At 72.8% G+C, this 25,705-nt stretch carries 26 protein-coding genes and 1 riboswitch; of the genes, 2 read left to right on the forward strand and 24 right to left on the reverse strand.

The window, feature by feature from the left end:
* The 6 genes from PUR61_RS45535 to pyrR all read right to left on the reverse strand — a co-directional run.
* On the reverse strand, nt 1-139 hold a 139-nt coding region (locus tag PUR61_RS45535), incomplete at its 3' end, for a carbamoyl phosphate synthase preATP-grasp domain-containing protein (protein WP_443035146.1).
* A complete protein-coding gene (gene carA, locus PUR61_RS27970) occupies nt 132-1,289 on the reverse strand; it encodes a glutamine-hydrolyzing carbamoyl-phosphate synthase small subunit (RefSeq protein WP_329882215.1) in 1,158 nt (385 codons plus the stop codon). The genes carA and PUR61_RS45535, both read right to left, overlap by 8 nt.
* Nucleotides 1,286-1,849, reverse strand: a complete 564-nt coding sequence (locus tag PUR61_RS27975) for a PH-like domain-containing protein (RefSeq protein WP_329882216.1) — start codon at nt 1,847-1,849, stop codon at nt 1,286-1,288. Before PUR61_RS27975 ends, carA begins: the two co-directional genes overlap by 4 nt.
* Nucleotides 1,846-3,150 carry a dihydroorotase gene (locus tag PUR61_RS27980; RefSeq protein WP_329882217.1) on the reverse strand — a complete coding sequence of 435 codons (1,305 nt, stop codon included), beginning with the start codon at nt 3,148-3,150 and terminating at the stop codon, nt 1,846-1,848. The genes PUR61_RS27975 and PUR61_RS27980 overlap by 4 nt, the downstream gene beginning before the upstream one ends.
* Nucleotides 3,147-4,124 (reverse strand): aspartate carbamoyltransferase catalytic subunit, encoded by a 978-nt coding sequence (locus PUR61_RS27985; RefSeq protein WP_329882218.1) that lies wholly within the window; start codon nt 4,122-4,124, stop codon nt 3,147-3,149. Before PUR61_RS27985 ends, PUR61_RS27980 begins: the two co-directional genes overlap by 4 nt.
* Before the next feature lie 5 nt (nt 4,125-4,129).
* Nucleotides 4,130-4,753 (reverse strand): bifunctional pyr operon transcriptional regulator/uracil phosphoribosyltransferase PyrR, encoded by a 624-nt coding sequence (gene pyrR / locus PUR61_RS27990; RefSeq protein ID WP_329882219.1) that lies wholly within the window; start codon nt 4,751-4,753, stop codon nt 4,130-4,132.
* 328 nt (nt 4,754-5,081) lie between these two features.
* Between pyrR and bldD the strand changes: the two genes are divergently transcribed.
* Nucleotides 5,082-5,585, forward strand: a complete 504-nt coding sequence (gene bldD, locus PUR61_RS27995) for a transcriptional regulator BldD (protein WP_045692870.1) — start codon at nt 5,082-5,084, stop codon at nt 5,583-5,585.
* Between the two features lie 181 nt (nt 5,586-5,766).
* On the opposite strand, the gene PUR61_RS28000 is transcribed toward bldD, so the two are convergent.
* The 6 genes from PUR61_RS28000 to PUR61_RS28025 all read right to left on the reverse strand — a co-directional run bounded on the left by PUR61_RS28000 (nt 5,767) and on the right by PUR61_RS28025 (nt 11,509).
* On the reverse strand, nt 5,767-6,726 hold the full coding sequence (locus tag PUR61_RS28000; protein ID WP_329882220.1) for a hypothetical protein: 960 nt from the start codon (nt 6,724-6,726) through the stop codon (nt 5,767-5,769).
* Between the two features lie 329 nt (nt 6,727-7,055).
* The gene (locus PUR61_RS28005) at nt 7,056-7,901 is read right to left on the reverse strand and encodes a thioesterase family protein (RefSeq protein ID WP_329882221.1); all 846 of its coding nucleotides are present in this window, start codon (nt 7,899-7,901) and stop codon (nt 7,056-7,058) included.
* A 161-nt stretch (nt 7,902-8,062) separates the two neighbouring features.
* Nucleotides 8,063-8,500 (reverse strand): transcription antitermination factor NusB, encoded by a 438-nt coding sequence (gene nusB, locus PUR61_RS28010; protein WP_329882223.1) that lies wholly within the window; start codon nt 8,498-8,500, stop codon nt 8,063-8,065.
* A 4-nt stretch (nt 8,501-8,504) separates the two neighbouring features.
* Complete coding sequence (gene efp / locus PUR61_RS28015; RefSeq protein WP_329882225.1) at nt 8,505-9,068, reverse strand: elongation factor P; 564 nt, start codon at nt 9,066-9,068, stop codon at nt 8,505-8,507.
* 54 nt (nt 9,069-9,122) lie between these two features.
* Nucleotides 9,123-10,229 (reverse strand): M24 family metallopeptidase, encoded by a 1,107-nt coding sequence (locus PUR61_RS28020; RefSeq protein WP_329882226.1) that lies wholly within the window; start codon nt 10,227-10,229, stop codon nt 9,123-9,125.
* A 119-nt stretch (nt 10,230-10,348) separates the two neighbouring features.
* Nucleotides 10,349-11,509, reverse strand: coding sequence for a HoxN/HupN/NixA family nickel/cobalt transporter (locus PUR61_RS28025; protein WP_329882228.1), 1,161 nt, complete (start codon nt 11,507-11,509; stop codon nt 10,349-10,351).
* A 32-nt stretch (nt 11,510-11,541) separates the two neighbouring features.
* Nucleotides 11,542-11,731: riboswitch (cobalamin riboswitch) on the reverse strand.
* Nucleotides 11,732-11,812: 81 nt separating this feature from the next.
* Between PUR61_RS28025 and PUR61_RS28030 the strand changes: the two genes are divergently transcribed.
* Nucleotides 11,813-12,232, forward strand: coding sequence for an ArsR/SmtB family transcription factor (locus PUR61_RS28030; RefSeq protein WP_329882229.1), 420 nt, complete (start codon nt 11,813-11,815; stop codon nt 12,230-12,232).
* A gap of 93 nt (nt 12,233-12,325) precedes the next feature.
* Here the strand turns inward: PUR61_RS28030 and PUR61_RS28035 are convergent, their stop codons facing one another.
* The 12 genes from PUR61_RS28035 to PUR61_RS28090 form a co-directional block, all read right to left on the reverse strand.
* Nucleotides 12,326-13,135, reverse strand: coding sequence for an Fpg/Nei family DNA glycosylase (locus PUR61_RS28035; RefSeq protein WP_329882230.1), 810 nt, complete (start codon nt 13,133-13,135; stop codon nt 12,326-12,328).
* Between the two features lie 148 nt (nt 13,136-13,283).
* Nucleotides 13,284-14,207, reverse strand: a complete 924-nt coding sequence (locus PUR61_RS28040; protein ID WP_443035250.1) for an AAA family ATPase — start codon at nt 14,205-14,207, stop codon at nt 13,284-13,286.
* Between the two features lie 98 nt (nt 14,208-14,305).
* Nucleotides 14,306-14,734 (reverse strand): type II 3-dehydroquinate dehydratase, encoded by a 429-nt coding sequence (gene aroQ / locus PUR61_RS28045; protein ID WP_329882371.1) that lies wholly within the window; start codon nt 14,732-14,734, stop codon nt 14,306-14,308.
* Nucleotides 14,735-14,742: 8 nt separating this feature from the next.
* Nucleotides 14,743-15,831 carry a 3-dehydroquinate synthase gene (gene aroB, locus PUR61_RS28050; protein ID WP_329882231.1) on the reverse strand — a complete coding sequence of 363 codons (1,089 nt, stop codon included), beginning with the start codon at nt 15,829-15,831 and terminating at the stop codon, nt 14,743-14,745.
* Entirely contained in the window at nt 15,824-16,345 is a 522-nt protein-coding gene (locus PUR61_RS28055) for a shikimate kinase (protein WP_329882232.1), read from the reverse strand. Before PUR61_RS28055 ends, aroB begins: the two co-directional genes overlap by 8 nt.
* Nucleotides 16,342-17,526 (reverse strand): chorismate synthase, encoded by a 1,185-nt coding sequence (gene aroC, locus PUR61_RS28060; protein WP_329882233.1) that lies wholly within the window; start codon nt 17,524-17,526, stop codon nt 16,342-16,344. The genes PUR61_RS28055 and aroC overlap by 4 nt, the downstream gene beginning before the upstream one ends.
* Before the next feature lie 165 nt (nt 17,527-17,691).
* Nucleotides 17,692-18,522 (reverse strand): shikimate dehydrogenase, encoded by an 831-nt coding sequence (locus PUR61_RS28065; RefSeq protein ID WP_329882234.1) that lies wholly within the window; start codon nt 18,520-18,522, stop codon nt 17,692-17,694.
* Between the two features lie 23 nt (nt 18,523-18,545).
* Complete coding sequence (gene mltG, locus PUR61_RS28070; protein ID WP_329882235.1) at nt 18,546-20,474, reverse strand: endolytic transglycosylase MltG; 1,929 nt, start codon at nt 20,472-20,474, stop codon at nt 18,546-18,548.
* Nucleotides 20,475-20,759: 285 nt separating this feature from the next.
* Nucleotides 20,760-22,001 (reverse strand): endolytic transglycosylase MltG, encoded by a 1,242-nt coding sequence (mltG, locus tag PUR61_RS28075; protein WP_329882236.1) that lies wholly within the window; start codon nt 21,999-22,001, stop codon nt 20,760-20,762.
* A gap of 107 nt (nt 22,002-22,108) precedes the next feature.
* On the reverse strand, nt 22,109-22,594 hold the full coding sequence (gene ruvX, locus PUR61_RS28080) for a Holliday junction resolvase RuvX (RefSeq protein WP_329882237.1): 486 nt from the start codon (nt 22,592-22,594) through the stop codon (nt 22,109-22,111).
* On the reverse strand, nt 22,594-25,263 hold the full coding sequence (gene alaS, locus PUR61_RS28085) for an alanine--tRNA ligase (protein ID WP_329882239.1): 2,670 nt from the start codon (nt 25,261-25,263) through the stop codon (nt 22,594-22,596). The genes ruvX and alaS overlap by 1 nt, the downstream gene beginning before the upstream one ends.
* Nucleotides 25,263-25,703: a DUF6167 family protein gene (locus tag PUR61_RS28090; protein WP_329882240.1), complete on the reverse strand. Its 441-nt coding sequence runs from the start codon at nt 25,701-25,703 to the stop codon at nt 25,263-25,265. The genes alaS and PUR61_RS28090 overlap by 1 nt, the downstream gene beginning before the upstream one ends.
* Nucleotides 25,704-25,705 lie beyond the last annotated feature (2 nt).

Below are 25,705 nucleotides of genomic sequence, written 5' to 3' on the forward strand. Positions count from 1 at the left end.
CCAGCACCACCCGCAGACCCTCGGCCCGCAACACCCGGCACGCCTGCGTACCCGAGTAGTCGAACTCCGCCGCCTGACCGATCACGATCGGGCCGGAACCGATCACCAGAACGGACTTGATGTCACTGCGCTTAGGCACGCTGGCCCTCCATGAGCTTCACGAAGCGGTCGAACAGGTAGGCGGCGTCGTGCGGACCCGCTGCCGCTTCAGGGTGGTACTGCACGCTGAAGGCGGGGACGTCCAGGGCCTGGAGGCCCTCGACCACGTCGTCGTTGAGGCAGACGTGGGAGACCTCGACGCGCCCGAAGGGGGTGTCGCTCACCTTGTCCAGCGGTGCGTTCACGGCGAAGCCGTGGTTGTGCGCCGTGACCTCGACCTTGCCGGTGGTGCGGTCCTGCACCGGCTGGTTGATGCCGCGGTGGCCGTACTTGAGCTTGTACGTGCCGAAGCCCAGCGCGCGGCCGAGGATCTGGTTGCCGAAGCAGATCCCGAAGAACGGGGTCCTGCGCTCCAGCACCGCCTGCGCCACGGCGACCTGGTGGTCGGCGGTGGCCGGGTCGCCCGGGCCGTTGGAGAAGAAGACGCCGTCGGGGTTGACGGCGTAGACGTCCTCGACGGTCGAGTTCGCCGGCAGCACGTGCACCTCGATGCCGCGCTCGGCCATCCGCTGCGGGGTCATCGCCTTGATGCCGAGGTCCAGCGCGGCGACGGTGAAGCGCTTCTCACCGATCGCCGGGACCACGTACGACTCGGTCGTGGCGACCTCGGCGCACAGGTCGGCGCCCTTCATCTCGGCCGAGGACTGCACCCGGCCGAGCAGCTCGGCCTGGTCGGCCAGCGCCTCGCCGGAGAAGATCCCGCAGCGCATGGCGCCGCGCTCGCGCAGGTGGCGGGTGAGCGCCCGGGTGTCGATGCCGCTGATGCCGACGACGCCCTGTCGGACGAGCTCCTCGTCGAGCGGGCGGAGCGAGCGCCAGTTGGACGCGACGCGGGCGGGGTCGCGGACGACGTACCCGGCGACCCAGATCTGCTTGGACTCGTCGTCCTCGTCGTTCCAGCCGGTGTTGCCGATCTGCGGGGCGGTCATCACGACCACCTGGCGGTGGTACGACGGGTCGGTGAGGGTCTCCTGGTAGCCGGACATGCCGGTGTTGAAGACCGCCTCGCCGAAGGTCTCGCCGGTCGCACCGTAGGCCTCGCCGCGGAAGGTCCGGCCGTCCTCCAGGACGAGCACGGCGGGAATACGCTCCCGCCGTTGGCGCTGCGTGGTGGGGGCAGGTGCGGTCATTGCGCGGCCTCTTCCGTCTTCGTGGTCGTACGTGTGGCAAATCGAGCGATCGCCTCGACCCAGGCGGCGTGCTCGTCGGGGTGGTCGAACCGGAACCCGGAGTCCAGCTCGGTGCCCTCGTGCGTCCAGGAGACGACGAGGAGTCCGGACGGGACGACCTTGCCGGCTATCCCGGAGTCCGTACGGGCACCGGTCAGGTGGTCGGCGGGGATCCAGAAGTCGACGTCGCCGGGGCGCTGCACCAGCAGGCCGTTCGCGCCGAGGGTCAGGTCGGCGCGGCTGCGGGTGCCCAGGCCGTGCGCGACAACCCGGTCGAGCCAGTTCCCGGCGGTGGTGCTGCCGTGGTACCGGCCGCTGGTCTCCAGGATGGTCCGGCCGGCGCGCTCCGGCACGGCGGGCAGCGGCGGGATGCCGGACTGCAGCGTGCGGCGCCAGTTCCAGCCCTGGCGCATCAGCCAGTAGACGAGGCTGATCACCAGGAGCAGACCGATCGCCCAGCCGATGTAGCCGGGCCAGTTGGTGACCCTGGCCTGTTCCTGGGCCAGCAGGGCGGAGGTCACGCGAGCCCGCCCTGCTCGACCAGCTCGCCGGCCAGCACGGTCGCGGTGCCGCGCAGGAAGGTGGCGTGCACCCGTCCGGGCAGGTCGAGGCCCCGGTAGGGCGTGTTCCGGGAGCGGGTGGCGAAGCTGTCGGGATTCACGGCACCACGGTACGCGGGATCGAAGAGCACCAGGTTGGCGGGCTCACCCACCGAGATCGGCCGGCCGTGCCCGGCCAGACGGCCGATCCGGGCCGGGCGGTGCGACATCCGGTCGGCGACGCCCTCCCAGTTCAGCAGGCCGGTCTCGACCATGGTCTGCTGGACGACCGACAGCGCGGTCTCCAGGCCGACCATGCCCATCGCGGCCACGGCCCACTCGCAGTCCTTGTCCTCGGACGGGTGCGGCGCGTGGTCGGTGGCGACGGCGTCGATGGTGCCGTCGGCGAGCGCCTTGCGCAGCGCCTGGACGTCCTCGGCGGTGCGCAGCGGCGGGTTGACCTTGTACACCGGGTCGTAGGAGCGGACCAGCTCGTCGGTGAGCAGCAGGTGATGCGGGGTCACCTCGGCGGTGACGTCCCAGCCCTTGGCCTTCGCCCAGCGGACGATCTCGACCGAGCCGGCGGTGGAGACGTGGCAGACGTGCAGCCGGGAGCCGACGTGCGCGGCGAGCAGCACGTCGCGGGCGATGATCGCCTCCTCGGCGACGGCGGGCCAGCCGCCCAGGCCGAGCTCGCCGGAGACCTGGCCCTCGTTCATCTGGGCGCCCTCGGTCAGGCGCGGCTCCTGGGCGTGCTGGGCGACGACGCCGTCGAAGGCCTTCACGTACTCCAGGGCGCGGCGCATGATCACGGCGTCGTCGACGCACTTGCCGTCGTCGGAGAAGACCCGGACACCGGCCGCGGAGTCGTGCATCGCGCCGAGCTCGGCGAGCTTCTTGCCCTCCAGACCGACGGTGACGGCGCCGACCGGCTGCACGTCGCAGTAGCCGGACTCCTGGCCGAGCCGCCAGACCTGCTCGACCACGCCGGCGGTGTCGGCCACCGGGAAGGTGTTGGCCATGGCGTGGACGGCGGTGAAGCCGCCCTTGGCGGCGGCCTGGGTGCCGGTGAGGACGGTCTCGGCGTCCTCGCGTCCGGGCTCCCGCAGGTGGGTGTGCAGATCGACCAGGCCGGGCAGGACGATCAGCCCGCCGGCGTCGATCTCGATGTCGACCTCGGCGTCGAGGCCGGTGCCGATCGCCTGGACGATGCCGTCGGCGAGGTGGAGGTCCTGCGGGGCACCGCCGAGGATCTGGGCGTTGCGGATCAGGTAGGTGGTCACTGAGCAGTCTCCACGGAGTCGGTGCGGGGGGCGTCGTTGAGGGTGGCTCCGCCGAGCAGCAGGTAGAGCACGGCCATCCGGATGGAGACGCCGTTGGCGACCTGCTCGACGACGGTGCAGCGCGGCGAGTCGGCGACCTCGGCGGTGATCTCCATGCCGCGGACCATCGGGCCGGGGTGCATGACGATGGCGTGCCCGGGCAGCTGGGCCATCCGGGCCCCGTTGAGGCCGTAGCGGCGGCTGTACTCGCGCTCGGTCGGGAAGAAGGCGGCGTTCATCCGCTCGCGCTGCACCCGGAGCATCATCACGGCGTCCGACTTGGGGAGCACGCTCTCCAGGTCGTAGCTGACCTCGCAGGGCCAGTTCTCGATGCCGATCGGCAGCAGCGTCGGCGGGGCGACGAAGGTGACGTGGGCGCCGAGCGTGGTCAGCAGGTGCACGTTGGAGCGGGCGACCCGGCTGTGCAGGATGTCGCCGACGATGGTCACCCGGCGGCCCGCGAGGTCGTGGCCGTGGCCCGGGTTGAGGTGGCGGCGCATGGTGAACGCGTCGAGCAGCGCCTGGGTGGGGTGCTCGTGGGTGCCGTCACCGGCGTTGATCACGCTGCCGTGCAGCCAGTCGGACTGGGCGAGGCGGGCCGGCGCGCCGGAGGCGTGGTGCCGGATGACGACCGCGTCGGCGCCCATGGCCTGCAGGGTGAGCGCGGTGTCCTTGAGGCTCTCGCCCTTGGAGACGGACGAGCCCTTGGCGGAGAAGTTGATGACGTCGGCGGAGAGCCGCTTCTCGGCGGCCTCGAAGGAGGTCTTGGTCCGGGTCGAGTCCTCGAAGAAGAGGTTGACGACCGTCCGGCCGCGGAGCGTGGGCAGCTTCTTGACGGCCCGACCGGAGAGCTGGGCCAGCTCCTCGGCGGTGTCCAGAATGAGCAGCGCGTCGTCGCGGGTGAGATCGGCGGCGGAGACGAGATGGCGCTTCACGCGGGCTACTCCGGGAGGTGCGGTGCGGACGGCTGGGCGGCCAGGGCCTGCGAGGAGCGGGCCGCGAAGTCGCGGTCCCCGACCAGGACGGCGTCCACGCCGTCGCGGTCGGCGAGCCGCACCTGGACGGCCTCGCGCAGCGAGGTGGGCAGGTTCTTGCCCACGTAGTCGGCGCGGATCGGCAGCTCGCGGTGGCCGCGGTCGACCAGGACGGCGAGCTGGACGGCGCGCGGCCGGCCGATGTCGTTGAGCGCGTCGAGCGCGGCCCGGATGGTGCGGCCGGAGAAGAGCACGTCGTCGACGAGGATGACGAGTCTGCCGTCGATGCCGCCGGGCGGGATCTCGGTGTGCTCCAGGGCGCGGGCGGGCTTCAGCCGCAGGTCGTCCCGGTACATGGTGATGTCCAGGGTGCCGAGCGGGATGTCGCGTCCGGTGATCTGCGCCAGCCGGGTGTGCAGGCGCTTGGCGAGGTGGACGCCCCTGGTGTGGATGCCGAGCAGCACGACGTCCTCGGCGCCCTTGGCGCGTTCGACGATCTCGTGCGCTATCCGGGTGACGACCCGGGCGATGTCCGTGCCGTCCAGCACCTGGTGCGGCGGTCGCGGAGTGGTCTCGTGGTGTGCGGTCATGCCGAAGCGGACCTCCTTCCCCGCCTCACGGGACGGGTCTTAAAGGATGTCTGGAAGGGCCCCGCCGACGTGGCGTGGCCTCGGTTCATCGTATCAGCGCGGCCGCCGGCTAACCGACGGCCATCATTCCGCTTCTCCGGGTTCACGCGCCGGACGCACGGCTGATGCGGGCCATTCGCACGACTGCCCCATTCGGCTTGACGCAACTACCTCACTCTACGTAACCTCACAGTGAGTTACGAGATGGGCGTCGAACCTACCGGTAGCGACGCCGGCAATCGCCCGTGACCCACCACTGAACGCGAAGCAATCTCGTCCGGGGAGATCAATGTCCAGCGACTACGCGAAGCAGCTCGGAGGCAAGCTCCGAGCCATCCGCACTCAGCAGGGGCTCTCCCTGCACGGTGTCGAGGAGAAGTCCCAGGGGCGCTGGAAGGCAGTCGTCGTCGGCTCGTACGAGCGCGGCGACCGTGCGGTCACCGTGCAGCGGCTGGCCGAACTGGCGGAGTTCTACGGGGTCCCGGTGCAGGAGCTGCTGCCCGGCGGGACGCCCGGCGGTGCGGCGGAGCCGCCGCCGCGCCTGGTCCTCGACCTGGAGAGACTGACCCAGGTCCCGTCCGAAAAGGCCGGTCCGCTGCAGCGTTACGCGGCGACCATCCAGAGCCAGCGCGGCGACTACAACGGCAAGGTGCTGTCGATCCGCCAGGACGATCTGCGCACCCTCGCCGTGATCTACGACCAGTCGCCGTCGATCCTCACCGAGCAGCTGATCTCCTGGGGTGTGCTCAACCCCGACGCGCGCCGCGCGGTGCGCGAGGAGGAGGCGGGCTGAGGCTCGCCGCACCGTCTCCCGCCGCCGCGGGAGACCGGAAGTACCCGAAGCAGCGGCCGGGTCAGTACCCAGCAGAAACGTCACGGCGCGGCTCCCCTCCCGGGAGCCGCGCCGCGGCGCGTCCTCGGCGACGCCGCCCCGGCTTCCGCCCCGCCGCCCCGGCGGTCGCTCGGCAGACCGCTCAGCAGACCGTCTCCAGCCGGTAGCCCGGCTCCGCGGCCACCCCGTCCAGCCGGACCGGGCCGCCTGCCGGCGCCCACACCCGGCCCTCGCTCGCCCAGGCCCAGGCCGTCGGCCGGTACTCCCCGCAGGACGCCGCAGAGCCCTGCGCGCCGTGCAGCACCGCCAGGGCCGGCAGCTCGCGGGCCAGCCCCGTGCAGAGCACCGCGCAGAGCAGCTCCAGGTCCTCGTCGTTGATCCGCACCACACCGTCCTCCCACTGGAGGACCCGGGCCGCCGCGGTGAGCCGTCCGCCGGGCGCGTCCACCGCGAGGCGCAGCTCGTAGACCCCGCTGCCGGCGCCGAGCAGCATCCGGCGGAACACCTCGGCGCCGCGCTCGTAGGCCGCCTGCACCGCCCCGTCGCGCTCCCCGTACAGCCCGCCGTCGAGCAGGAGGTCGGCATGGCGCAGCGTCAGCCCGTTCTCCCGGGCCCGGACCAGCCGGGGGACGTAGTCGCCGACCAGCTCCTCACCCTGGTAGGCCAGGAGCTGGGTCTGCAGCGGCGGGTTGACGAGGTACCGGTCGCGGGCGGCCGGCTCGGCCGGGTCGAGCCCGTGCAGCAGACAGAAGTCGGCGAAGTCCTGCGGGTGGAACATCCGGGCCCGGACGGTGTCGAAGCGGCGCCGGGCCTCGGCGAGCAGTTCGGCGGTCTCGTGCAGGTACTGCTCGTGGTCCGGGGCGTCGGAGAGCTGCCAGGCGCGGGCCCGCTCGAAGTCGGCCGCGCTGGCCAGCACGCCGATGACGAAGGCCTGGCCGCCGTTGTCGGCCCGGTGCCGGTCGCGCCCCTCGATCCGCTCGTGCCCCTCGGTCCGCTCCGCCCGGTCCGCCCGCTCGGCCCGCTCGTACCGGGAGCGCGCCCGCGGCCGGGGCCCGGCGGCGGTGCAGTCGGGGGTGCGGCGGGCGCGGCCGTTGCGGCTCATCGGGACTCCTCGGGCGGGCGGGCGGCGGTCGGGTCGGCGGCGGGGGTCGCCGCCGACCGTTGTCCTCCCCCACCCCGCGTGGCGCACACGTACGGCGTGTCACAGGACTGTAACCGAGGGTGAATCGGGTGTTTGGAGTCACGCACGGTTGTGCGGACGGGCCGTCACGCCCCGCGCATCCGGCTCACGCGCCGTCGCTCGGTCACGCCTCGTACTGGCCCGATCACGCCGAGCTCAGGAGAACCGGCGCACTCGACCGGCCTCGCGCCGGCCTGCCTACTCCGCACGCCGGGCGCTCCGACACGACCGCACGCCCGTCCCGTGCAGCCTCACGCCTGGCGCGGCACCCGGGCCAACTGGCGGGACTGCGCGACCAGTCGGCCGGCCTCGTCCCAGACCTCGGCGTCCTCCTCGAAGTACCCGCCGGCCAGGTTCCGGGTGGCGTGCACGACCCGCAGCCACCCCGGAACGGGCTTGGCCCGCAGGTGCACGGTCAGTTCGACGGTCGGCGCCCAGCCCGGCATGCCGAGGTCGAAGGTGACCGGCGGCAGCGCGTCGGCGACCAGCAGGAGGAGCAGCGGGTCGGGCTCGCGCCCGTCGGCGAGCCGGAACCATCCCTGGATCCGCCCCTCCCCCGACGGCTGACCGAGCGCCCAGCCGATGGTGGACGGGTCGAGCCGCATGTCGAACCGCTCCAACAGGGCGGCCTGCGCGATGAGTTCCTTGGGCGCGTGCTCGACGCCGACGCACTGGTCCGGCGGCGGCAGCTGGGGCGGCCGGGCGCTGGTGCGCACCTCGCCCTCGACCGCGGCGAGGTCGCCGTGGGTGGCGATCACCCGCAGCCGCTCGACGCCGTCCTGGCTGAGCGAGGCGGTGCCGGTGGAGAGCGAGCGGCCGGTGCGGATCACCTCGGTCCGGACGGTGGCCGGGCCGGGCGTGGAGGCGGAGAGGTAGTAGCCGCTGATCGAGACCGGGTCGGCGTGGTCGGCGCTCTCCGGGCGGGAGCCGTGCTCCAGCGCGAGCGCGTGGCCGGCCACCGCGAGAAGCAGTCCGCCGTTGACGCCGCCGCCGATCTGCCAGCCGGCGCCGAGTTCGCCGTCGTACCGGCCGGACTCGTCCGGATGCGGGGTCAGGGCGATGCCCTGGTCGAACTCGCTGCGGATCGCCGTGGTCATGGGGGGTGGCCTGCCCTTCGCTGCGGGGTCGCCGACGGGCGTGGGCCGCCGGCGCACCGGGTTACTGGCGAGTAGGGCACCAACATACGCCACCCCGGGAGAACGCACGACGGCCGTCGGACCGTTCCCGGTCCGACGGCCGTCGGTGACGTGGGGAGCCGCTACCGGCGGATGCCGGGCTTCAGCTCCATGAAGCGGGCGAGCAGGCCGTTGACGAAGGCCGGGGAGTCGTCCGTGGAGAACTCCTTGGCGATCTCGACCGCCTCGTCCAGGACGACCGCGTCAGGGACGCCGTCCTCCCAGATCAGCTCGTACGCGCCGAGCCGCAGGACGTTGCGGTCCACGATCGGCATCCGGTCGAGCGTCCAGCCGACCGAGTACTGCGAGATCAGCTCGTCGATGCGGCGGGCGTACTGGACGTAGCCCTCGACCAGCTCCATCGTGTACTCGCCCACCTGCGGGGTGCCCTCGTCCGGCTTGGGCTCCCGGGCCCGGGCCACCCAGTCGGCGAGGACCGTCAGCGGGTCGACCCCACGGTGGTCGGCCTCGAACAGGATCTGGAAGGCTCGCGTGCGGGCCTTGGTACGTGCGGACGACACGGACTTACTTCACCCGGCCGAGGTAGCTGCCGTCGCGGGTGTCGACCTTGATCTTCTCGCCGGTGACGATGAAGAGCGGGACGGCGATCTCGGCGCCGGTCTCCAGCGTGGCCGGCTTGGAGCCACCGGTGGAGCGGTCGCCCTGCACGCCCGGCTCGGTGTGCGAGATGAGCAGCTCGACCGAGGCCGGCAGCTCGATGTACAGGGGGGCGCCCTCGTACATGGCGACCAGGGCCTCGAAGCCCTCCAGCAGGTACTTGGAGGCGTCGCCGACGACGGCCGGCTCGACCGGGATCTGGTCGTAGGTGTCCGTGTCCATGAACACGAAGTTCTCGCCGTCCTTGTACGAGAACTGCATGCCGCGCTTGTCGACGTTGGCGGTCTCGACCTTGGTACCGGCGTTGAAGGTCTTGTCGACGACCTTGCCCGTCAGGACCTCCTTGAGCTTGGTGCGCACGAAGGCCGGGCCCTTGCCGGGCTTGACGTGCTGGAACTCGACGACGGACCAGAGCTTGCCGCCCTCCAGCTTGAGGACCATGCCGTTCTTGAGATCGTTCGTGGAAGCCACGGGCGCACTTACTCCTGGATATAGCTGTCAAGGAACCAAGGGTTGCGTCCTGGGTCACAGGGCGAGGAGCTCCTTGGTGGTGATGGTGAGCAGCTCGGGCCCGCCCTCCTCAAGGGGGCGCACCACGAGCGTGTCCTCGATCCGGACGCCTCCCCGGCCCGGGAGGTGGACTCCTGGACCGACGGTGACCGGCACGCGGCTGTCCAGTTTACCCATGTCCGAGGGACCGAGGCGCGGCGCCTCCCGGATCTCCAGACCGATGCCGTGACCGACCGGGCGCGGAGAGGTCTCGGTGTGCCCCGCCGCCTTGAGGATCTCCCGCACGGCCCGGTCGGGCACACACTGCTCGACGCCCGGTCCGAGCGCCTCCCGGCCCGCCCGCTGGGCGCGGAACACCAGCCGGTGCAGCTCCACCTGCCAGGGCGCGGGGGCCGCTCCGATCACGAAGGTCCGGGCCGTCGACACCCCGTACCCGCGGTACCGCGCGCCGAGCACCACGGTCAGGAAGTCGCCCTCCTCCACCCTCCGGTCGGTGGGCTGGTGCGCCTGCTGGCCCGAGTGGCTGCCGGTGCCGACCGAGACCGGGAAGGCCGCCCGGTCCGCGCCGTGGTCGATCATCCGGCGTTCGAGCTCCATCGCCAGGTGCCGCTCGGTCCGGCCGACCAGGATCGACTCCAGCAGCTCGCCGAGCGCCTGGTCGGCGATCTCGGCCGCGATCCGCAGGTCGGCGATCTCGTGCTCGTCCTTCACCACCCGCAGCCGCTCCACCGCCTGGCCCAGGTCGCCGAGCCGCGTCCCCTCGGCCAGACCCGCCACCGCCCGGTGCCGGGTGACGGTCAGGTCGTGCTCCTCGACCGCCAGCCGTCCCACCCGCAGCCCCGCCACGGAGGCGGCGGCGGCCAGCGCGGTGTCGGCGCCCGCCGCGACCGGGACCTGGGTGACGTCCGGGGCGATCAGGTGCTCCCCCGTGTCGTCCGGCGGCAGGTCGTCCGGCAGTGTCAGCAGCACCTGATCCCGGGTGAGCAGCAGCGTCGCGCCGCACGGCGGGCACCCGGTCAGGTACCGCACGTTCGCCGCCCTGGTGATCAGCGCCGCGTCGGCCCCGGTCGCACTGCAGTGCTCCCGCAACCGCTCCCGCCGGCCCGCGTACGCATCAGACATGGGTCGAGCGTACGAACCCGCACCCCGATCCGCCCGCCGAACGCCCCCACCCGGGCACGCGGACGGCGCCCGCCGGACCCGTGGAGGGGTCCGGCGGGCGCCGCCCGGTCCCGCGTCGGCTACGAGCCGTCGCCGGCCTGCTCGACGACCGGTCCGGCGGCCGGCACCGGCCGGACCGCCTGCGGGCTCCACTTCCGCTCGACACCAGCCAGCCGCCAGTACGCGATGGCCGCGGCCCAGACCACCACGAACAGCGCGACGATCGCGTAGCCGACGTTGTCCAGCGAGATCTCCGCGACCCAGCCGCTCACCGGGTCGGTGAGGTCGAGCTTCTCGTGCAGCACCCCGACCAGCTCGATCGTCCCGATGATGAACGCCACCGCGATCGACAGCCCGGTGATGGTCAGGTTGTAGTACACCTTCCGCACCGGGTTGGAGAACGCCCACTGGTAGGCGAAGTTCATGAACGTGCCGTCCAGCGTGTCGAACAGGCTCATCCCGGCCGCGAACAGCAGCGGCAGGCAGATGATCGCGTACCAGGGCAGGCCGGAGGCGGCGCCGGAGCCGGCCATCACCATCAGCGACACCTCGGTCGCGGTGTCGAAGCCCAGGCCCAGCACCATGCCGACCGGGAACATCTGCCCCGGCCGGGTGATCGAACGGGTCGCCCGGTTGAGCACCCGGGCCAGGAAGCCCCGCGCGTTCAGGTGCTCCTCCAGCTCGGCCTCGTCGTACCGCCCGGCGCGCATCGAGCGGAACACCTTGAGGATGCCGAACAGCGCGGCCAGGTTGAGCGCGCCGATCAGGTAGAGGAAGACGCCGGAGGCCGAGGTGCCGACCACGCCCAGCCACTGGTGGGTGGTGGACTCGTCGTCCATCAGCGTGCCGGCGAGCTGGGCGCCGCCCGCGACCAGGGCCGCCATCAGCACGACCATCGAGGAGTGCCCGAGGGCGAACCAGAAGCCCACCGAGACCGGCCGCTTGCCGTCCGCCATGAGCTTGCGGGTGGTGTTGTCGATCACCGCGATGTGGTCGGCGTCGAAGGCGTGCCGCATACCGAGGGTGTAGGCGGTGATGCCCAGGCCCACCCCGAAGACCTGGGTTCCGACCTCGTACTTCTCCGGCGCGACCAGGAAGATCAGGGTGCCGAAGGCCACCACGTGCATGGCCAGGATCACGCCCATCAGGCCGGCCGTGCGGAGGGTGTCCGCCCGTCTCCAGCGGAAGGTCGGCAGGGCGGCGGACACTGCGGGATCGGCGGCGGTCTCGGGCAGGGTCATCGTGGGATCACGCTCCAGCACCTCGTGGAAATACTTCGTGAGATGCCGTGGCCGGTCTCCTGGCTTACGGGCTTCCGTACCCGCCTTCCCAGGTGCGCGAGGCACCCAGTGGCGTCGTGGGCACGGACGACTCCCCCGATCACAGTGGCGAGGGCCGCTCCGGACTGGGACCCCTGGGATCCTCCACCGGTCTTCCCGAGCACCACGGCGGGGATCAACGTAGAGGTCCCCGAACACCCGTGCAAGGCTGCGCACCTGCGCAGGTGTCAAGGATCACAGGTCGCCGGCTGCAAGAATGCGGGCATGCATCTCGTACCGGCCGACCGCGCGGGCCATCGCACCATCGACGGACACCGGGTCTGCGAGGCGATCGCGGCGATCGGCGACACCGGCCACGTCCGCGCCTGGGCCGAGCGGTTCTCCCTGCTCGCCGACCCCGGGCGGCTCTCCCTGCTGCTCGCCCTGCACCGGGCCGGTCCCCTGGCCGTCAGCGACCTGGCGGTCGCCACCGGCATGCGCGACCCGGCCGTCTCGCAGGCACTGCGCCTGCTGCGCACCGCCGCCGTGGTGGCCGGGGAGAAGGACGGACGTGTGGTGCGCTACCGGCTTGTGGACGAGGCCATGCGCCCCCTGCTCGACGAGTGCGCCGGTGACGAGCACGTCGAGTTCCCCGACCACCCGGCCGACGAGGTGGAGCCCGGGAGCGCCGCCGCGGCCGGCTGACCGACCGGCCGGGCAGGGGGCAACCCCGGGTCGGCACCCCGGTCGGCTGCCGGGCGGCGCCGCCCCGGAGCCCTCGTCAGCTGCCCGGAACGGCTACGCCCGCTGGCAGGACGGGCACCAGAAGAGGTTCCGCGCCGCGTGCTCCTCGGTCCGGACGTCGGTGCCGCAGACCAGACACGGCATCGCGGCCCGCCGGTACACGTAGACCTCGCCGCCGTGGTCGTCCACGCGCGGCGGGCGGCCCATCGCCTCCGGGGTGTGCTCCGGCCGGACGGTGTCGATCCGGCCCGCGCCGACACCCTCGCGCATCAACGCGACCAGGTCCGTCCAGATCGCGTCCCACTCGGCGCGGCGAAGGTCGCGGCCGGCCCGGTGCGGGTCGATGCCGTGCCGGAACAGCACCTCGGCGCGGTAGACGTTGCCGACCCCCGCCAGCACCTTCTGGTCCATCAGCAGCGCCGCGACCGTCGTCCGGCTGCCGGATATCCGCCGCCAGGCGAGCTCCGGATCGGCATCGCCCCGCAGGGGGTCGGGGCCGAGCCGGGCGGCGACGGCCGCCTTCTCCGCACCGGTGATCAGCGCGCAGGTGTTGGGGCCGCGGAGGTCGGCGAAGTGGTCGTCGTTCTCCAGGCGCAGCCGGACCAGGCCCACCGGCACCGGAGCGGGCCCGTCGCCGAAGGTCAAGCCGCCGTACAGCCCGAGGTGGACGTGCACCCACGCGTCGTCCGCGAAGCCGAGGAACAGGTGCTTCCCGGTGGCCTCCGCCGCGACCAGCTCCTGGCCGTCGATCAGCGCGGCGCTGTCGGTGAACCGGCCCTGCGGACTGCTGGCGCGGACCGGACGGCCGCCGAAGGCCCGGTGGTTCTCGGCGGCGAGACGGTGGATGATATGGCCTTCCGGCACGGGCTCGGCTCCCCCCGGTGGTTCGATCAGGACCCGTCCATCATCGCAGTCGGCACCGACAGGCCGGCCGCGACGACGGAGGGCCGCACGGTCGGAGGGCCGCACGAACCGGAGGGCGGGACCGGCCGGGACCGGCCGGACGGGCCGCTCAGCGCACCGGGATGCCCAGCAGCCGGGCCAGGATCACCCGGTCCAGCTCGGCGGCGGTCGCCGCGACGTCCAGGTGGGAGTTGTCGATGATCGGCAGCCCGGAGTTGTACCAGCCGGCCATCCGGCCGTGGATCCGTGCCACCTCCTCGTCCCCGAGCCGCCGGTTGCCGCCCCGCCGGGCGTTGCGGCTGAGCACCGAGTCCAGGCTGGGCAGCAGCACCACCGGGATCATGCCGGGCCCGATGTGCCGCTTCCAGCCGCCGAGGCCGATCGCCGGGCGGTCGGGGAAGACCGCGTCGTCGATGATGCAGGAGATGCCGTTGGCGAGGTAGTTGCGGCAGGCGAAGCCGCACGTCCGGCGGGCCAGCCGGTACTGCGCCTCGGAGGCGTTGTTCCAGCCGGATTGCGGGTTGGCGAAGCCGGACTGCACCCACTCGCGGACGTCGTCGAGGCTGATGTGCGCGGTCGGGCTGGGGCGCCGCTCGGCCCAGTGCCGCGCGACGGTGGTCTTGCCCGCCCCGGCAGGGCCGATCAGCAGGACCGCGATCGGGCCGGAGGGCGCGTGCGGCTGCGGCGGGTGCGCCGGGAGCTGGACGGGCGAGCCGGAGGGCAGCAGGAAGTGCCCGGTGGCGCCGGCCGGTACCGGGGCCGGGGCGGGGGCCAGCCGCACGGGCGGCGGACCTGGGGGTCCCGGGGCGGGCACGGAGGCCGGGCCCGGTGCGGGCGGCACCGGGGGCGGACCGGCCGGCGGGCCCGTGGGCGGCCCGGGCCGGACCACCGGCACGGGTACGGTCGGCGGCCCCGACAGGGAGTCCTGCGAGGACGCGGACGCGACCGGCCCGGCGGCGCTACCGGGACCCGGCGGGACCGGCGGAGCGACGGGACGTGGGGGGAGCCCGCCATCCCCGGCGTACTGCGTCACGGTCACCTCCCGACTTCTTTTCAGCGGGGACACTACACGGCGGCCCGGCAGCTGACACAGTCCGCCGCCGGGCCGCCGACACGCGCGCCGTCCGCCCGTCAGCCCGTGGTGAGCTGCTCGGCGAGCGCACGCAGGGCCAGCTCGTACGAGCCGAGCCCGAATCCGGCGATCGTGCCGGACGCCACCGCGGCGATCACCGAGGTGTGCCGGAAGGTCTCCCGGGCGTACGGGTTGGAGATGTGCACCTCGATCAGCGGCGCGGTCCGCTGCGCGGCGGCGTCCCGCATCGCGTACGAGTAGTGGGTGAACGCGCCGGGGTTGATCACCACCGGGACCCGGCCGTCGGCCGCCTCGTGCAGCCACTCGACCATCTGCTGTTCGGAGTTGGTCTCGTGCACCTCGACCTCGAAGCCCAGCTCCGTGCCGAGCGCGGTGCAGCGCTCGACCAGCCCGGTGTACGAGGTGGAGCCGTAGACGTCCGGCTCCCGGCTGCCGAGCCGCCCGAGGTTGGGGCCGTTGAGCACCATGACCCTGGTCACGAGGAGACCTCCGCGTAGGCCGCGACCAGCAGGGACGGGTCGGGGCCCTCCAGCACGGAGGTCTTGCCGAGGCCGTCCAGCACGATGAACCGGATCAGGTCGCCGCGGGACTTCTTGTCGATCTTCATCGCGTCCAGCAGCTTCGGCCAGGCGTCCGCGCGGTAGCTGAGCGGCAGACCGACCGAGGCCAGCACGCTGCGGTGCCGGTCGGCGGTCTCGTCGTCCAGCCGCCCGGCCAGCCGGCCCAGTTCGGCGGCGAACACCATGCCGATCGAGATCGCGGCGCCGTGCCGCCACTTGTACCGCTCGTTGCGCTCGATGGCGTGACCGAGGGTGTGCCCGTAGTTGAGGATCTCCCGCCGGCCGGACTCCTTGAGGTCGCCGGAGACCACGTCGGCCTTGACCTGGATGGCGCGCCGGATCAGCTCGACGGTGTGCGGCCCGGCGGGCGTCCTGGCGCCCTCCGGGTCGGCCTCGATCAGGTCGAGGATGGCCGGGTCGGCGATGAAGCCGCACTTGACGACCTCGGCGAGGCCGGACACGTAGTCGTGCTTCGGAACCGTCTCCAGGGTGCCGAGGTCGGCCAGCACGCCCACCGGCGGGTGGAAGGAGCCGACCATGTTCTTGCCCTCGGCGATGTTGATGCCGGTCTTGCCGCCGACCGCCGCGTCGACCATGCCGAGCAGCGTGGTGGGCATCGAGATCCAGCGGACCCCGCGCAGCCAGGTGGCGGCGACGAAGCCGGCCAGGTCGGTGGTGGCACCGCCGCCGAGGCCGACGACGACGTCGCTGCGGGTGAAGCCGGTCTGGCCGAGCACCGACCAACAGTAGGCGGCGACCTCGGCGCTCTTGGCCTCCTCGGCGTTGGGCACCTGGAGGGCGATCGCCTCGTAGCCCTCACCGAGCAGGTCCTCCCGGACCGCCTCGGCGGTGGCCTCCAGCGCCTCCGGGTGGATGATCGCCACCCGCCGGGCCCGGCCGCCGATCAACGGCGCCAGCTCGCCGAGCAACTGGTGCCCGATCAGCACGTCGTACGGGTCGTGGCCGGCACTGCCGCCGACGTGGATCGTGACGATGTCAGTCATGGGGGGTCTTCAGCTCCAGTGCTTCCAGTACGGCGTCCGCGACCTGCCCGGGGGTGCGGCCGGCGGTGTCGACGACGGCGGTGGCCACCTCCAGGTAGAGGGGACGACGGGCCTCCATCAGCTCGCGCCAGCGGGCCCGCGGGTTGACGGCCAGCAGCGGGCGGGGGGCGTCGAGGCCGACCCGCTTGACCGCGTCGGCCAGCGGGACCTCCAGGAAGACCACCGGCAGCCCGCGCAGCAGGTCGCGGGTGGCGTCCGCCATCACCGCGCCGCCGCCGAGTGCGAGCACGCCGCCGTGGGTCGCGGCGGCGGCCCGCACGGCCGCCGCCTCCAGCGCGCGGAAGTGCGGCTCGCCCTCGTCGATGAAGATGTCGGGGATGGGCTTGCCCGCCTGTGCCTCGACGTCCGCGTCGGTGTCCCGGAACCCGACGCCGAGCCGCTCGGCGACGGTCTGCCCGACGGTGGACTTGCCACTGCCGGGCGGCCCGACCAGCACCACGACGGGTGCGGTCATCGGACGACCAGGTGGTCGAGGTAGCTCCGCACGTTGCGGCGGGTCTCCGACACGTGGTCACCGCCGAACTTCTCGCTCACCGCGTCGGCCAGCACCAGGGCGACCATCGCCTCCGCGACGATGCCGGCGGCCGGCACGGCACAGACGTCGGAACGCTGGTGGTGTGCCTTGGCCGGCTCGCCGGTCCGCACGTCGATGGTGCGCAGCGCGCGCGGAACGGTCGCGATCGGCTTCATCGCGGCGCGCACCCGCAGCAGCTCGCCGGTGGAGAGGCCGCCCTCGGTGCCACCGGAACGCCCGGAGGTGCGCCGGGCGCCCTCGGGGGTCGGGACGATCTCGTCGTGCGCCTGGGAGCCGGGCACCCGGGCCAGGTCGAAGCCGTCGCCGACCTCGACGCCCTTGATCGCCTGGATGCCCATCAGCGCGGCGGCCAGACGGGCGTCCAGCCGGCGGTCCCAGTGCACGTGGGAGCCGAGGCCGACCGGCACGCCGTAGGCGAGGACCTCGACCACACCGCCGAGGGTGTCGCCGTCCTTGTGGGCCTGGTCGATCTCGGCGACCATCGCCTCGGAGGCGTCGGGGTCCAGGCAGCGGACCGGGTCCGCGTCCAGCCTCGCCTCGTCGGACGGCAGCGGCAGCACACCGGCCGGGGCCTTGGCGGCCGCCAGCTCGACCACGTGGCTGACGATCTCGATGCCGCAGGTCTCCTTGAGGAACGCGCGGGCGACGGCGCCGAGCGCGACCCGGGCGGCCGTCTCACGGGCGCTGGCGCGCTCCAGGATCGGGCGGGCCTCGTCGAGCGAGTACTTCTGCATGCCGGCCAGGTCGGCGTGGCCGGGGCGGGGGCGGGTGAGCGCCTCGTTGCGGCCGAGACCGGCCAGCACCTCGGGGTCGACCGGGTCGGCCGACATGACCTGCTCCCACTTCGGCCACTCGGTGTTGCCGACCATGATCGCCACCGGGCTGCCCATGGTCTCGCCGTGCCGGACGCCGCCGAGGAAGGTCACCTCGTCCTGCTCGAACTTCATCCGTGCGCCGCGGCCGTAGCCGAGCCGGCGACGCGCCAGCGCGTCGGCCACCACGGCCGTGGTGACCGGTACACCGGCGGGCAGGCCCTCCAGCGTCGCGACGAGTGCGGGGCCGTGCGACTCCCCCGCCGTCAGCCAGCGCAACGTACCCAACGGAGCTCCTTCATCAGCGGACCGGCCGCGCAGCCGCGACCCGCCCGGGCGTGCATGCCTTCTCCCCCGAATCCTTTCATGCCGCGGGACCACCCGGACGCACGGTCCGGGTGACGGACAGCGACCGGCCGAACGGCGGACGGGACCACCGGGGGGAGGTCGGGCTCAGCGCCCGGCGAGTGCCGCCTCGCCCGCCGCGCGGACCGCCGCCAGCGGGCCGGGCACCCGCCCGGTGAAGAGCTCGTCCTGCAGCACCGCCTGGTGCACCAGCAGGTCCAGCCCGCCCAGCACGGTCGCCCCGCGCTCCGCGCAGACCGCCGCCAGCTTCGTCGGCCATGGGTGGTAGAGCACGTCGAACAGCGCGCCCGGCTCGGCCGGCAGCGCATCGGCGAAGCCGTCGGTGGCCCCGGCCGGCGTGGTGGAGACGGTCAGCGGTTCGGCCAGCGCCTCCGCGCCGCGCGCCCAGTCGGCGGTCCGGACGACGACGCCGAGCCGCTCCCCCAGCTCCGCCATCTCCCGGGCCCGCTCGGGGCTGCGCACGTAGACGGTCACCTCGCGGGTGCCGATCAGGGCCAGCGCCGCCAGCGCGGAGGAGGCGGTGGCTCCGGCGCCGAGCACGGCCGCCGAGGGGACGTCGGTGACGCCGCGCTCGCGCAGTGCGTTGACCAGCCCGGGGATGTCGGTGTTGTCACCGGTCCGCCGCCCGTCGGCGGTGAACACCACGGTGTTCACCGCCTCGACCGCGCGGGCGGCGTCGCTGATCCCGTCGAGCAGCGGGATGACCGCGCGCTTGAGCGGCATCGTGAGCGAGAAGCCCGCCCACTGGGTCTCGTCCAGCCCGTCGAGGAAGGCGGGCAGGCCCTCCTCGTCGACCTCGAAGCGGTCGTAGCGCCAGCCGTCCAGCCCGAGCGCCGCGAAGGCCGCCCGGTGCAAGTCCGGCGAGAGCGAGTGGGCGATCGGCGAGCCGAGGACGGCGGCCCGGTGCTTGCTGGTCACGCTGGTGTCTCCCTGAGCAGCTGTCACTTCGTCGTGCAGTGGACGGCCACCTTGTCGAACTTCTGGCCGTTCGCCTTGCAGTACTGCTCGACGTTGGTCGCGTGCTCGGTGTCCGTGTCCGCGAACAGGGTCAGCTCCGGCGACATCGCGATGAAGTACAGCCACTTGCCGTCCGCCGGGTTCAGCGTCGCCTTGAGCGCGGCGTCGCCCGGGTTGGAGATCGGCCCGGGCGGCAGGCCCGGATTGTAGTAGGTGTTGTACTTGTTGGACGCGTCGTTGATGTCCTTCTTGTCGAGCACCTTGCGGCCCAGCGCGTACTGCAGCGTGGTGTCCATGCCGAGCTTGCCGTCGATCTTGCCCTTGTCGGCCAGCCGGTTCTGGATGGTCCGGGCCATCTTGGCGAAGTCCTGCGGGTTGTTGCCCTCGGCCTGGAGGATGCTCGCCTCGATGACCACCTCGTAGCCGTTCTTGAGGCCGATCTTGGGGGCTTCCGCGTCCAGGCTCGCATAGCGCTCGACGGCGTTCTTGACCATCTGCTTGAGCAGGTCCTCGGGCTTCATGCCCTCGGAGATCGAGTAGCGGGCCGGCCAGAGGAAGCCCTCGATGTTGCCGTTGGCGTACGCGGGCAGGCCGAGGCTGCCGACCTGGGCCTTGGCGACCTCTGCCGTGGTGCCCTTGGCCAGCTTCAGCTTGTCGTCGATCTTCACGAAGGTGGCGGTGGACGTCAGCCCCTCCTGGACGATCAGCTTCTCGCCGCCGTTCGCGTCCACGAGGGCCGCGACCGCGGCCTCGGCCGACATCTCGCGGGGGAGGGTGTAGGTGCCGTACTGGATGGTGGTGCACTTGGGGTTCTTCTCGCACGCCTTGCTGAAGGCGTCGACGCTCTTGACCACGCCGGCCGCCTTCAGCGCGGCGCCCATCTGGGCCCCCACGGCGCCCTGCTTGATCTCGACCGTCGTCGAGCCGGAACCCTGGCCGACGAAGTCCGGCGGCGGGCCGAAGTGGTCCTGGTAGAAGCCGTAGCCCCACCAGCCGGCGCCGCCCACGGCACCGACCAGCACCAGGGCGACCACCAGGCAGGCTCCGCCGTTGCGGCGCCCCGACTTCTTGCCCTTCTCCTTGCGCTTCTTCTTGGCCTCGCGGGACTGGTCCTGGTCGCCGAGGAACCCGTCCTGCTCGTCGAGCGCTTCGCCGGCGTCCTCGGAGTACTCCTCCTCGTGGCCGTCCCACTCGTCCTCGGCGTGCTCGGGGCCGGTCTCCGGCCCGTCGGCGCCGGCCTCCAGCGCGGCGGCCTCGGCCTCCCAGTCGATGCCGTCCGGGCCCGGACCCGAGGGCTGCGCGGCGGCGGGCGCCTTCTGCTGCCGCGGTCCGGCCTGCGGGGCCCCGGCCTGCTGGGGTACGGGCTGCTGCGGCGTGCCCTGCGGCATCTGCTGCTGCGGGTAACCCTGCTGGCCGCCGGCGAACTGCTGCTGGCCCTGCCCCTGCGGCGGGTAGCCCTGCTGCGAGTAGCCCTGCTGACCCGCACCGGACTGCATCTGCTGCTGCGGGTACCCCTGTTGCGGCGTGCCCTGCGGCATCTGCTGCTGCGGGTAACCCTGCTGGCCGCCGGCGAACTGCTGCTGGCCCTGCCCCTGCGGCGGGTAGCCCTGCTGCTGACCCTGCTGCGAGTAGCCCTGCTGCTGATTCTGCTGCGGGTAGCCCTGTTGCTGGTGCCCCTGCTGCTGACCCTGCGGGGGGTAACCCTGCTGCCCCATGCCCTGCTGGCCCGTGCCGGGCTGCATCTGCTGCTGCGGGTACCCCTGTTCACCGCCGCCGTACTGCGCCTGCTGGGAGTGCTGCTGCCACTGCCCGTCCTGCTGGCCGGGGACCGGCTGCTGACCGCCGTACCCGGGATCGTCCGGATTCCACGGCTCGGAGCCCTGGGGGCCGTAGCCCCGACCCAGATCGGTCATTGATCCCCTTATACCGACGGAGACGACCGGAGGATCGGCCCGGCCGTCCGGGACGGTGTCCCGGCTGATTCTCGAACCGGCGTGCTAGCGCAACACCTGGACGGAGACGCTACCGTACCGCAGACCGTCTCCCGGCCGAGCCGTCGGCCGTCGAAGGGGCCCTCCGTACGCGGCCGGTGGACCTCGGGGGAACGACCGCCGCGCCGGTCCGGCGGACCTTCACCGGACCGGCGCCGCACCACCCCCGAACCGTCACCTCACCCTCGCCGGGCAGGGACGACACCGTCAGTGCCCGGCCTCCCCGGACGGCGCCGACGCACCGGCCGACGCCGAGGAGGACTCGGACGCCGTGGCCGTCGGGCTCGCCGACACCCGGGTGGCGTTGAACTCCGCCACGTTCTTCTGCTGCACCTCGAAGCTGTCGGTGAACCGGGTGTCCCCGGGCTTCACGGTGACGAAGTAGAGCCAGTCCCCCGCCGTCGGGTCGACCGCCGCCATGATCGCCTGCCGCCCCGGGTTGGAGATCGGCGTCGGCGGCAGCCCGGCGTGCCGGTAGGTGTTGTACGGCGAGTCGAGCCGGGTGTCCGTGACGCTGGTGTTCAGCGTCGACCGCCCGAGCGCGTAGTTGATCGTCGAGTCCAGCTGGAGCGGCATGTTCTTCGCCAGCCGGTTGTAGATGACCCGGGAGACCTTGCCCATGTCCTCGGCGTTGTCGGCCTCGCCCTGGATCATGCTGGCGATGGTCACCAGCCCGTACAGGCTCTGGCCGAGGTTCTGCGCGACGACCTCCGCGTCGTCCCGGGCGAACTCCTTGCCGGCCCGCTCGACCATCTGCTGGAGCAGGTCGACCGCGTCGGTGCCCTCGGTGACGCTGTACGTCGCGGGGAAGAGGTACCCCTCGGGGCTGCCGTTGGTGAACTCCGGCAGGCCCAGTTCGGCGGCCTGCTCCTGCGCGGCCTTCTCGGTGCTGCCCTCGGGCAGCTGGAGCTTCCGGTCGATCGCCGCGTAGATCTGGCTGCCGCGCCACCCCTCGGGGATGGTCAGGCCGTTGGCGTTGGCCGGGTCGACCAGCACGGCGAGCGCGGCAGCCGCCGACATCTTCTGCCGGAGCGTGTAGGTGCCGGGCTGGATGCGCCCGGCGGCGGCGGCGCTGCCCTTGGCCGCCCGGGTGAAGGCGATCGAGCTGGCGACGACGCCGTTGCGCACCAGCGCCGAGGCGATCTGGCTCAGCCCGGCGCCCTCCGGCACCGAGACCTGGACGGAGCCGGATCCCGCGCCCGCGTAGTCCGCGGCGACCGACGGCTTGCGCTGCCCCTGGATCCAGCTGAACCCGGCCAGCCCGGCCCCGCCGAACACCGCGATCAGCGAGAGCGCGGTCAGCAGGCAGGCCAGCCCGTTGCGTCGGCGGTGCGGATCCGGCGCGTCAGGTCTCGGGCGGGGCGCGCCCGGCGGGCGGCCCTCCGGTTCGAGCACCGGCGCACCGAGGTGGCCGGGGGTGAGTCCGGGCGTGAAGTCCAGGTCGGTCACTGCGCCCCCTCGGCGGGCCCGCGCGGAAAGCGCACGACGGCAACGGCAGAGGGGCCCGTGCGGACGCGTCCGCACGGGCCCCTCACCGGGACGTTAGACCAGGGCGGTCAGCCGTCCGCCTCGACGCTCTCACCGGGCGGGCGTCCGCTCACCCGTTCGGACTCAAGGGCGGTCTGCAGGATCACCACGGCGGCGGCCTGGTCGACCACCGAGCGGCCCTTCTTCGCCTTGACCCCGGAGGCGCGCAGCCCGTGGGTCGCGGTGACGGTGGACATCCGCTCGTCGACCAGCCGGACCGGTACCGGCCAGAGCCGGTCGGCCAGCCGGGCCGCGTAGCCCCGGACCTTCTCCGCCGCCGGACCCTCCTTGCCGCTGAGCGAGCGCGGCAGTCCGACGATCACCTCGACCGCTTCGTACTCCTCGACGATCGCGGCGATCCTGGCCTGCGACTTCGCCCCGGCCGGGACGGTCTCGACCGGCGTGGCGAGCACCCCGTCGGGGTCGCAGGACGCGACCCCGATCCGGGCGTCCCCGACGTCGACGGCGATCCGCCGCCCGCGCCGGAAGGGCCGCTCCTCGACCTGCTCGTCCATCAGGAGGCGCGCTCCGCGACCAGGCCGCGCACGGCGGCGATGGCCGCGTCGACCGCGGCCGGGTCGGTGCCGCCGCCCTGGGCGACGTCGTCCTTGCCGCCACCGCCGCCGCCGAGGGTCTTGGCCGCGGTGCGGACCAGCTCGCCGGCCTTGATGCCGCGCCCGCGGGCGTCCTCGTTGGTGGCGATCACGGTCAGCGGGCGGCCGTTCGCCACGGTGAACGCGGCGACCACGGCCGGGCGCGAGCCCAGCCGGCCGCGCACGTCCAGGACCAGCTTGCGCAGCTCGTCCGCGCCGGTGCCGTCGCCGATCCTGGCGGCCACCACGGCGATGCCGCGCACGTCCTCGGCCGAGTCGGCGAGGCCCGCGGCAGCCGCGAGCACCTTCTCGGCGCGGAAGCGGTCGATCTCCTTCTCGGCGTCCTTGAGCTTGGCGAGCATGCCGGAGATCTTCTCCGGCAGCTCCTCCGGGCGGCCCTTGACCAGCTCGGTGAGCTGGGCGACCACCGTGTGCTCACGGGCCAGGAAGCGGTACGCGTCGGCGCCGACCAGCGCCTCGACGCGGCGCACGCCGGAGCCGATCGAGGACTCGCCGAGCAGCTTCACCAGGCCCAGCTGGGCGGTGTTGCCGACGTGCGTGCCGCCGCACAGCTCCTTGGAGAAGTCGCCGATGGTGACGACCCGGACCTCGTCGCCGTACTTCTCGCCGAACATCGCGATGGCGCCGGCCTTGCGGGCCTGGTCCATCGTCATGACCTCGGCGGTGACCTCCAGCTCGCGGGTCAGCACGTCGTTGATCTTCTGCTCGACGTCGACCAGCACGCTGCCGGGCACGGCGGCGGGCGAGCCGAAGTCGAAGCGGAAGCGGCCCGGCGCGTTCTCCGAACCGGCCTGGGCGGCCGTCGGGCCGAGCGCGTCGCGCAGCGCCTGGTGGGTCAGGTGGGTGGCCGAGTGGGCGCGGGCGATGGCCCGGCGGCGCTCGACGTCGATCGTGGCGTACGCGGCGGAGCCGAGCACGACCTCGCCGAACAGCACGCCGCCGGAGTGCACGACCACGCCCGGGACGGGCTGCTGCACGTCACGGATCTCGACGACCGCGCCGGAGTCCAGCCGGATCCGGCCGTGGTCGGCGAGCTGGCCGCCGCCCTCGGCGTAGAACGGGGTGCGGTCGAGGATGATCTCGACCTCGTCGCCCTCGGACGCGGCCGGCGACGGCACGCCGTCCACCAGCAGGCCGACCACGGTGGCCTCGCCCTCGGTGCGCGTGTAGCCGGTGAAGATGCTGGCACCGGAGCTGTCGGCGACCTCGCGGTAGGCGGCGACGTCGGCGTGGCCCATCTTCTTGGCCCTGGCGTCCGCCTTGGCGCGGTCCCGCTGCTCCTGCATCAGGCGGCGGAAGCCGCTCTCGTCGACCTGGAGGCCCTGCTCCTCGGCCATCTCCAGGGTGAGGTCGATCGGGAACCCGTAGGTGTCGTGCAGCTTGAAGGCCTGGTCGCCGGAGAGCACCGCGCCGCCGGCCTGCTTGGTCTCGGTGACCGCGGCGTCCAGCAGGCTGGTGCCGGCCTTCAGGGTCTGCAGGAAGGCCGCCTCCTCGCCGACGACGACCGTCTCGATGCGCTTGCGGTCGGCCTCCAGCTCCGGGTACTGCGGGGCCATCGCCTTGATGGCGACGTCGGTGAGGTCCTTGGCGACCACACCGGTGGCGCCCAGCAGCCGCATGTTGCGGATGGCGCGGCGCAGGATGCGGCGCAGCACGTAGCCGCGGCCCTCGTTGCCGGGGGTGACGCCGTCGCCGATCAGCATCAGGGCGGTGCGGATGTGGTCGGTGACCACGCGCAGCGAGACGTCCGAGCGGCGGTCCGCCCCGTAGGTGTGGCCGGTCAGCTCGGCCGCCCGGTCCAGGATCATCCGGCTGGTGTCGATCTCGAAGAGGTTGTCGACGCCCTGGAGGATGGCGGCGAGGCGCTCCAGGCCGAGGCCGGTGTCGATGTTCTTGCTCGGCAGGTCGCCGAGGATCTCGAAACCGTCCTTGCCGTCGCCGTGGCCGCGCTCGTACTGCATGAAGACCAGGTTCCAGATCTCCAGGTAGCGCTCGCCGTTGACGGCCGGGCCGCCCTCCTCGCCGTACGCGGGGCCGCGGTCGTAGTTGATCTCCGAACACGGGCCGCACGGGCCGGGGACGCCCATCGACCAGAAGTTGTCCTTCATGCCGAGCCGCTGGATGCGCTCGGACGGGACGCCGATGACGTCACGCCAGATCTGCTCGGCCTCGTCGTCGTCCTGGTAGACGGTGATCCAGAGCTTCTCCTTCTCCAGGCCGTAGCCGCCGTCCGCGACGGAGCCGGTGAGCAGCTCCCACGCGAACTTGATGGCGCCTTCCTTGAAGTAGTCGCCGAAGGAGAAGTTGCCGCACATCTGGAAGAAGGAGCCGTGCCGGGTGGTCTTCCCGACCTCCTCGATGTCCAGGGTGCGGACGCACTTCTGCACGCTGGTCGCGCGCGAGAACTGCGGCTTGACCTCGCCCAGGAAGTACGGCTTGAACGGCACCATGCCGGCGTTGACCAGCAGCAGGGTGGGGTCGTCGGCGACCAGGGACGCCGACGGAACGACGGTGTGGCCGCGCTCCTCGAAGAAGCGCAGCCAGCGGCGGCGGATCTCTGCCGACTCCATTAGTGGTCCTTCCGGTCAGTACCGCCCCGCGGCGGAAGCGCACGTCGGGGCGTCTTTTCGATGGCTTGGGGGGTGGTGCGGGCACCGTCGGACGGTGCGCGGGCGCTGCTGGACGGAGGCAGGGCGGCGGCCGGGCTGCCGGGCGCCGCCGAGATAGCTCGGTACTGGGGCTCGCCGCGCAGGACGCGGCGGTGACGGGGCTCCACGACGGCGGTGCCGTCCAGTCCGAGGTCCTCGCGCAGCTGTTCCTCGCGCTCGGCCATCCCGGCCTTCACGTCCAGCGCGAACCGCTTGGCCGCGTCGCCCAGGTTCAGCGCGCCGCGCGCGGCGGTGCCGGAGAGGCTGTCCGGGGTGAGCCGGTGGACCGCCTCGTTGGCCTTGTTCATGGCCCAGACGGTGGCACCGGCGCCGACCGCCATCCAGAAGATGCGTCGCACCATGC

The sequence above is a fragment of the Streptomyces sp. BE20 genome (assembly GCF_036322525.1).
In the GTDB taxonomy this organism is placed as follows: Bacteria; Actinomycetota; Actinomycetes; order Streptomycetales; family Streptomycetaceae; genus Kitasatospora.

What these genes read in the sequence shown, in the direction of transcription:
- PUR61_RS28055 (WP_329882232.1), bottom strand. Translation starts at nt 16,345, where the DNA reads ATGACCGCACCCGTCGTGGTGCTGGTCGGGCCGCCCGGCAGTGGCAAG.
- aroQ (WP_329882371.1), bottom strand. Translation starts at nt 14,734, where the DNA reads ATGGTGCTCAACGGCCCCAACCTCGGGCGGCTCGGCAGCCGGGAGCCG.
- PUR61_RS28000 (WP_329882220.1), bottom strand. Translation starts at nt 6,726, where the DNA reads ATGAGCCGCAACGGCCGCGCCCGCCGCACCCCCGACTGCACCGCCGCC.
- ruvX (WP_329882237.1), bottom strand. Translation starts at nt 22,594, where the DNA reads ATGGACGAGCAGGTCGAGGAGCGGCCCTTCCGGCGCGGGCGGCGGATC.
- PUR61_RS28090 (WP_329882240.1), bottom strand. Translation starts at nt 25,703, where the DNA reads ATGGTGCGACGCATCTTCTGGATGGCGGTCGGCGCCGGTGCCACCGTC.
- mltG (WP_329882235.1), bottom strand. Translation starts at nt 20,474, where the DNA reads ATGACCGATCTGGGTCGGGGCTACGGCCCCCAGGGCTCCGAGCCGTGG.
- PUR61_RS28025 (WP_329882228.1), bottom strand. Translation starts at nt 11,509, where the DNA reads ATGACCCTGCCCGAGACCGCCGCCGATCCCGCAGTGTCCGCCGCCCTG.
- PUR61_RS28030 (WP_329882229.1), top strand. Translation starts at nt 11,813, where the DNA reads ATGCATCTCGTACCGGCCGACCGCGCGGGCCATCGCACCATCGACGGA.
- PUR61_RS28005 (WP_329882221.1), bottom strand. Translation starts at nt 7,901, where the DNA reads ATGACCACGGCGATCCGCAGCGAGTTCGACCAGGGCATCGCCCTGACC.
- carA (WP_329882215.1), bottom strand. Translation starts at nt 1,289, where the DNA reads ATGACCGCACCTGCCCCCACCACGCAGCGCCAACGGCGGGAGCGTATT.
- aroB (WP_329882231.1), bottom strand. Translation starts at nt 15,831, where the DNA reads ATGACTGACATCGTCACGATCCACGTCGGCGGCAGTGCCGGCCACGAC.
- alaS (WP_329882239.1), bottom strand. Translation starts at nt 25,263, where the DNA reads ATGGAGTCGGCAGAGATCCGCCGCCGCTGGCTGCGCTTCTTCGAGGAG.
- pyrR (WP_329882219.1), bottom strand. Translation starts at nt 4,753, where the DNA reads ATGACCGCACACCACGAGACCACTCCGCGACCGCCGCACCAGGTGCTG.
- bldD (WP_045692870.1), top strand. Translation starts at nt 5,082, where the DNA reads ATGTCCAGCGACTACGCGAAGCAGCTCGGAGGCAAGCTCCGAGCCATC.
- PUR61_RS28020 (WP_329882226.1), bottom strand. Translation starts at nt 10,229, where the DNA reads ATGTCTGATGCGTACGCGGGCCGGCGGGAGCGGTTGCGGGAGCACTGC.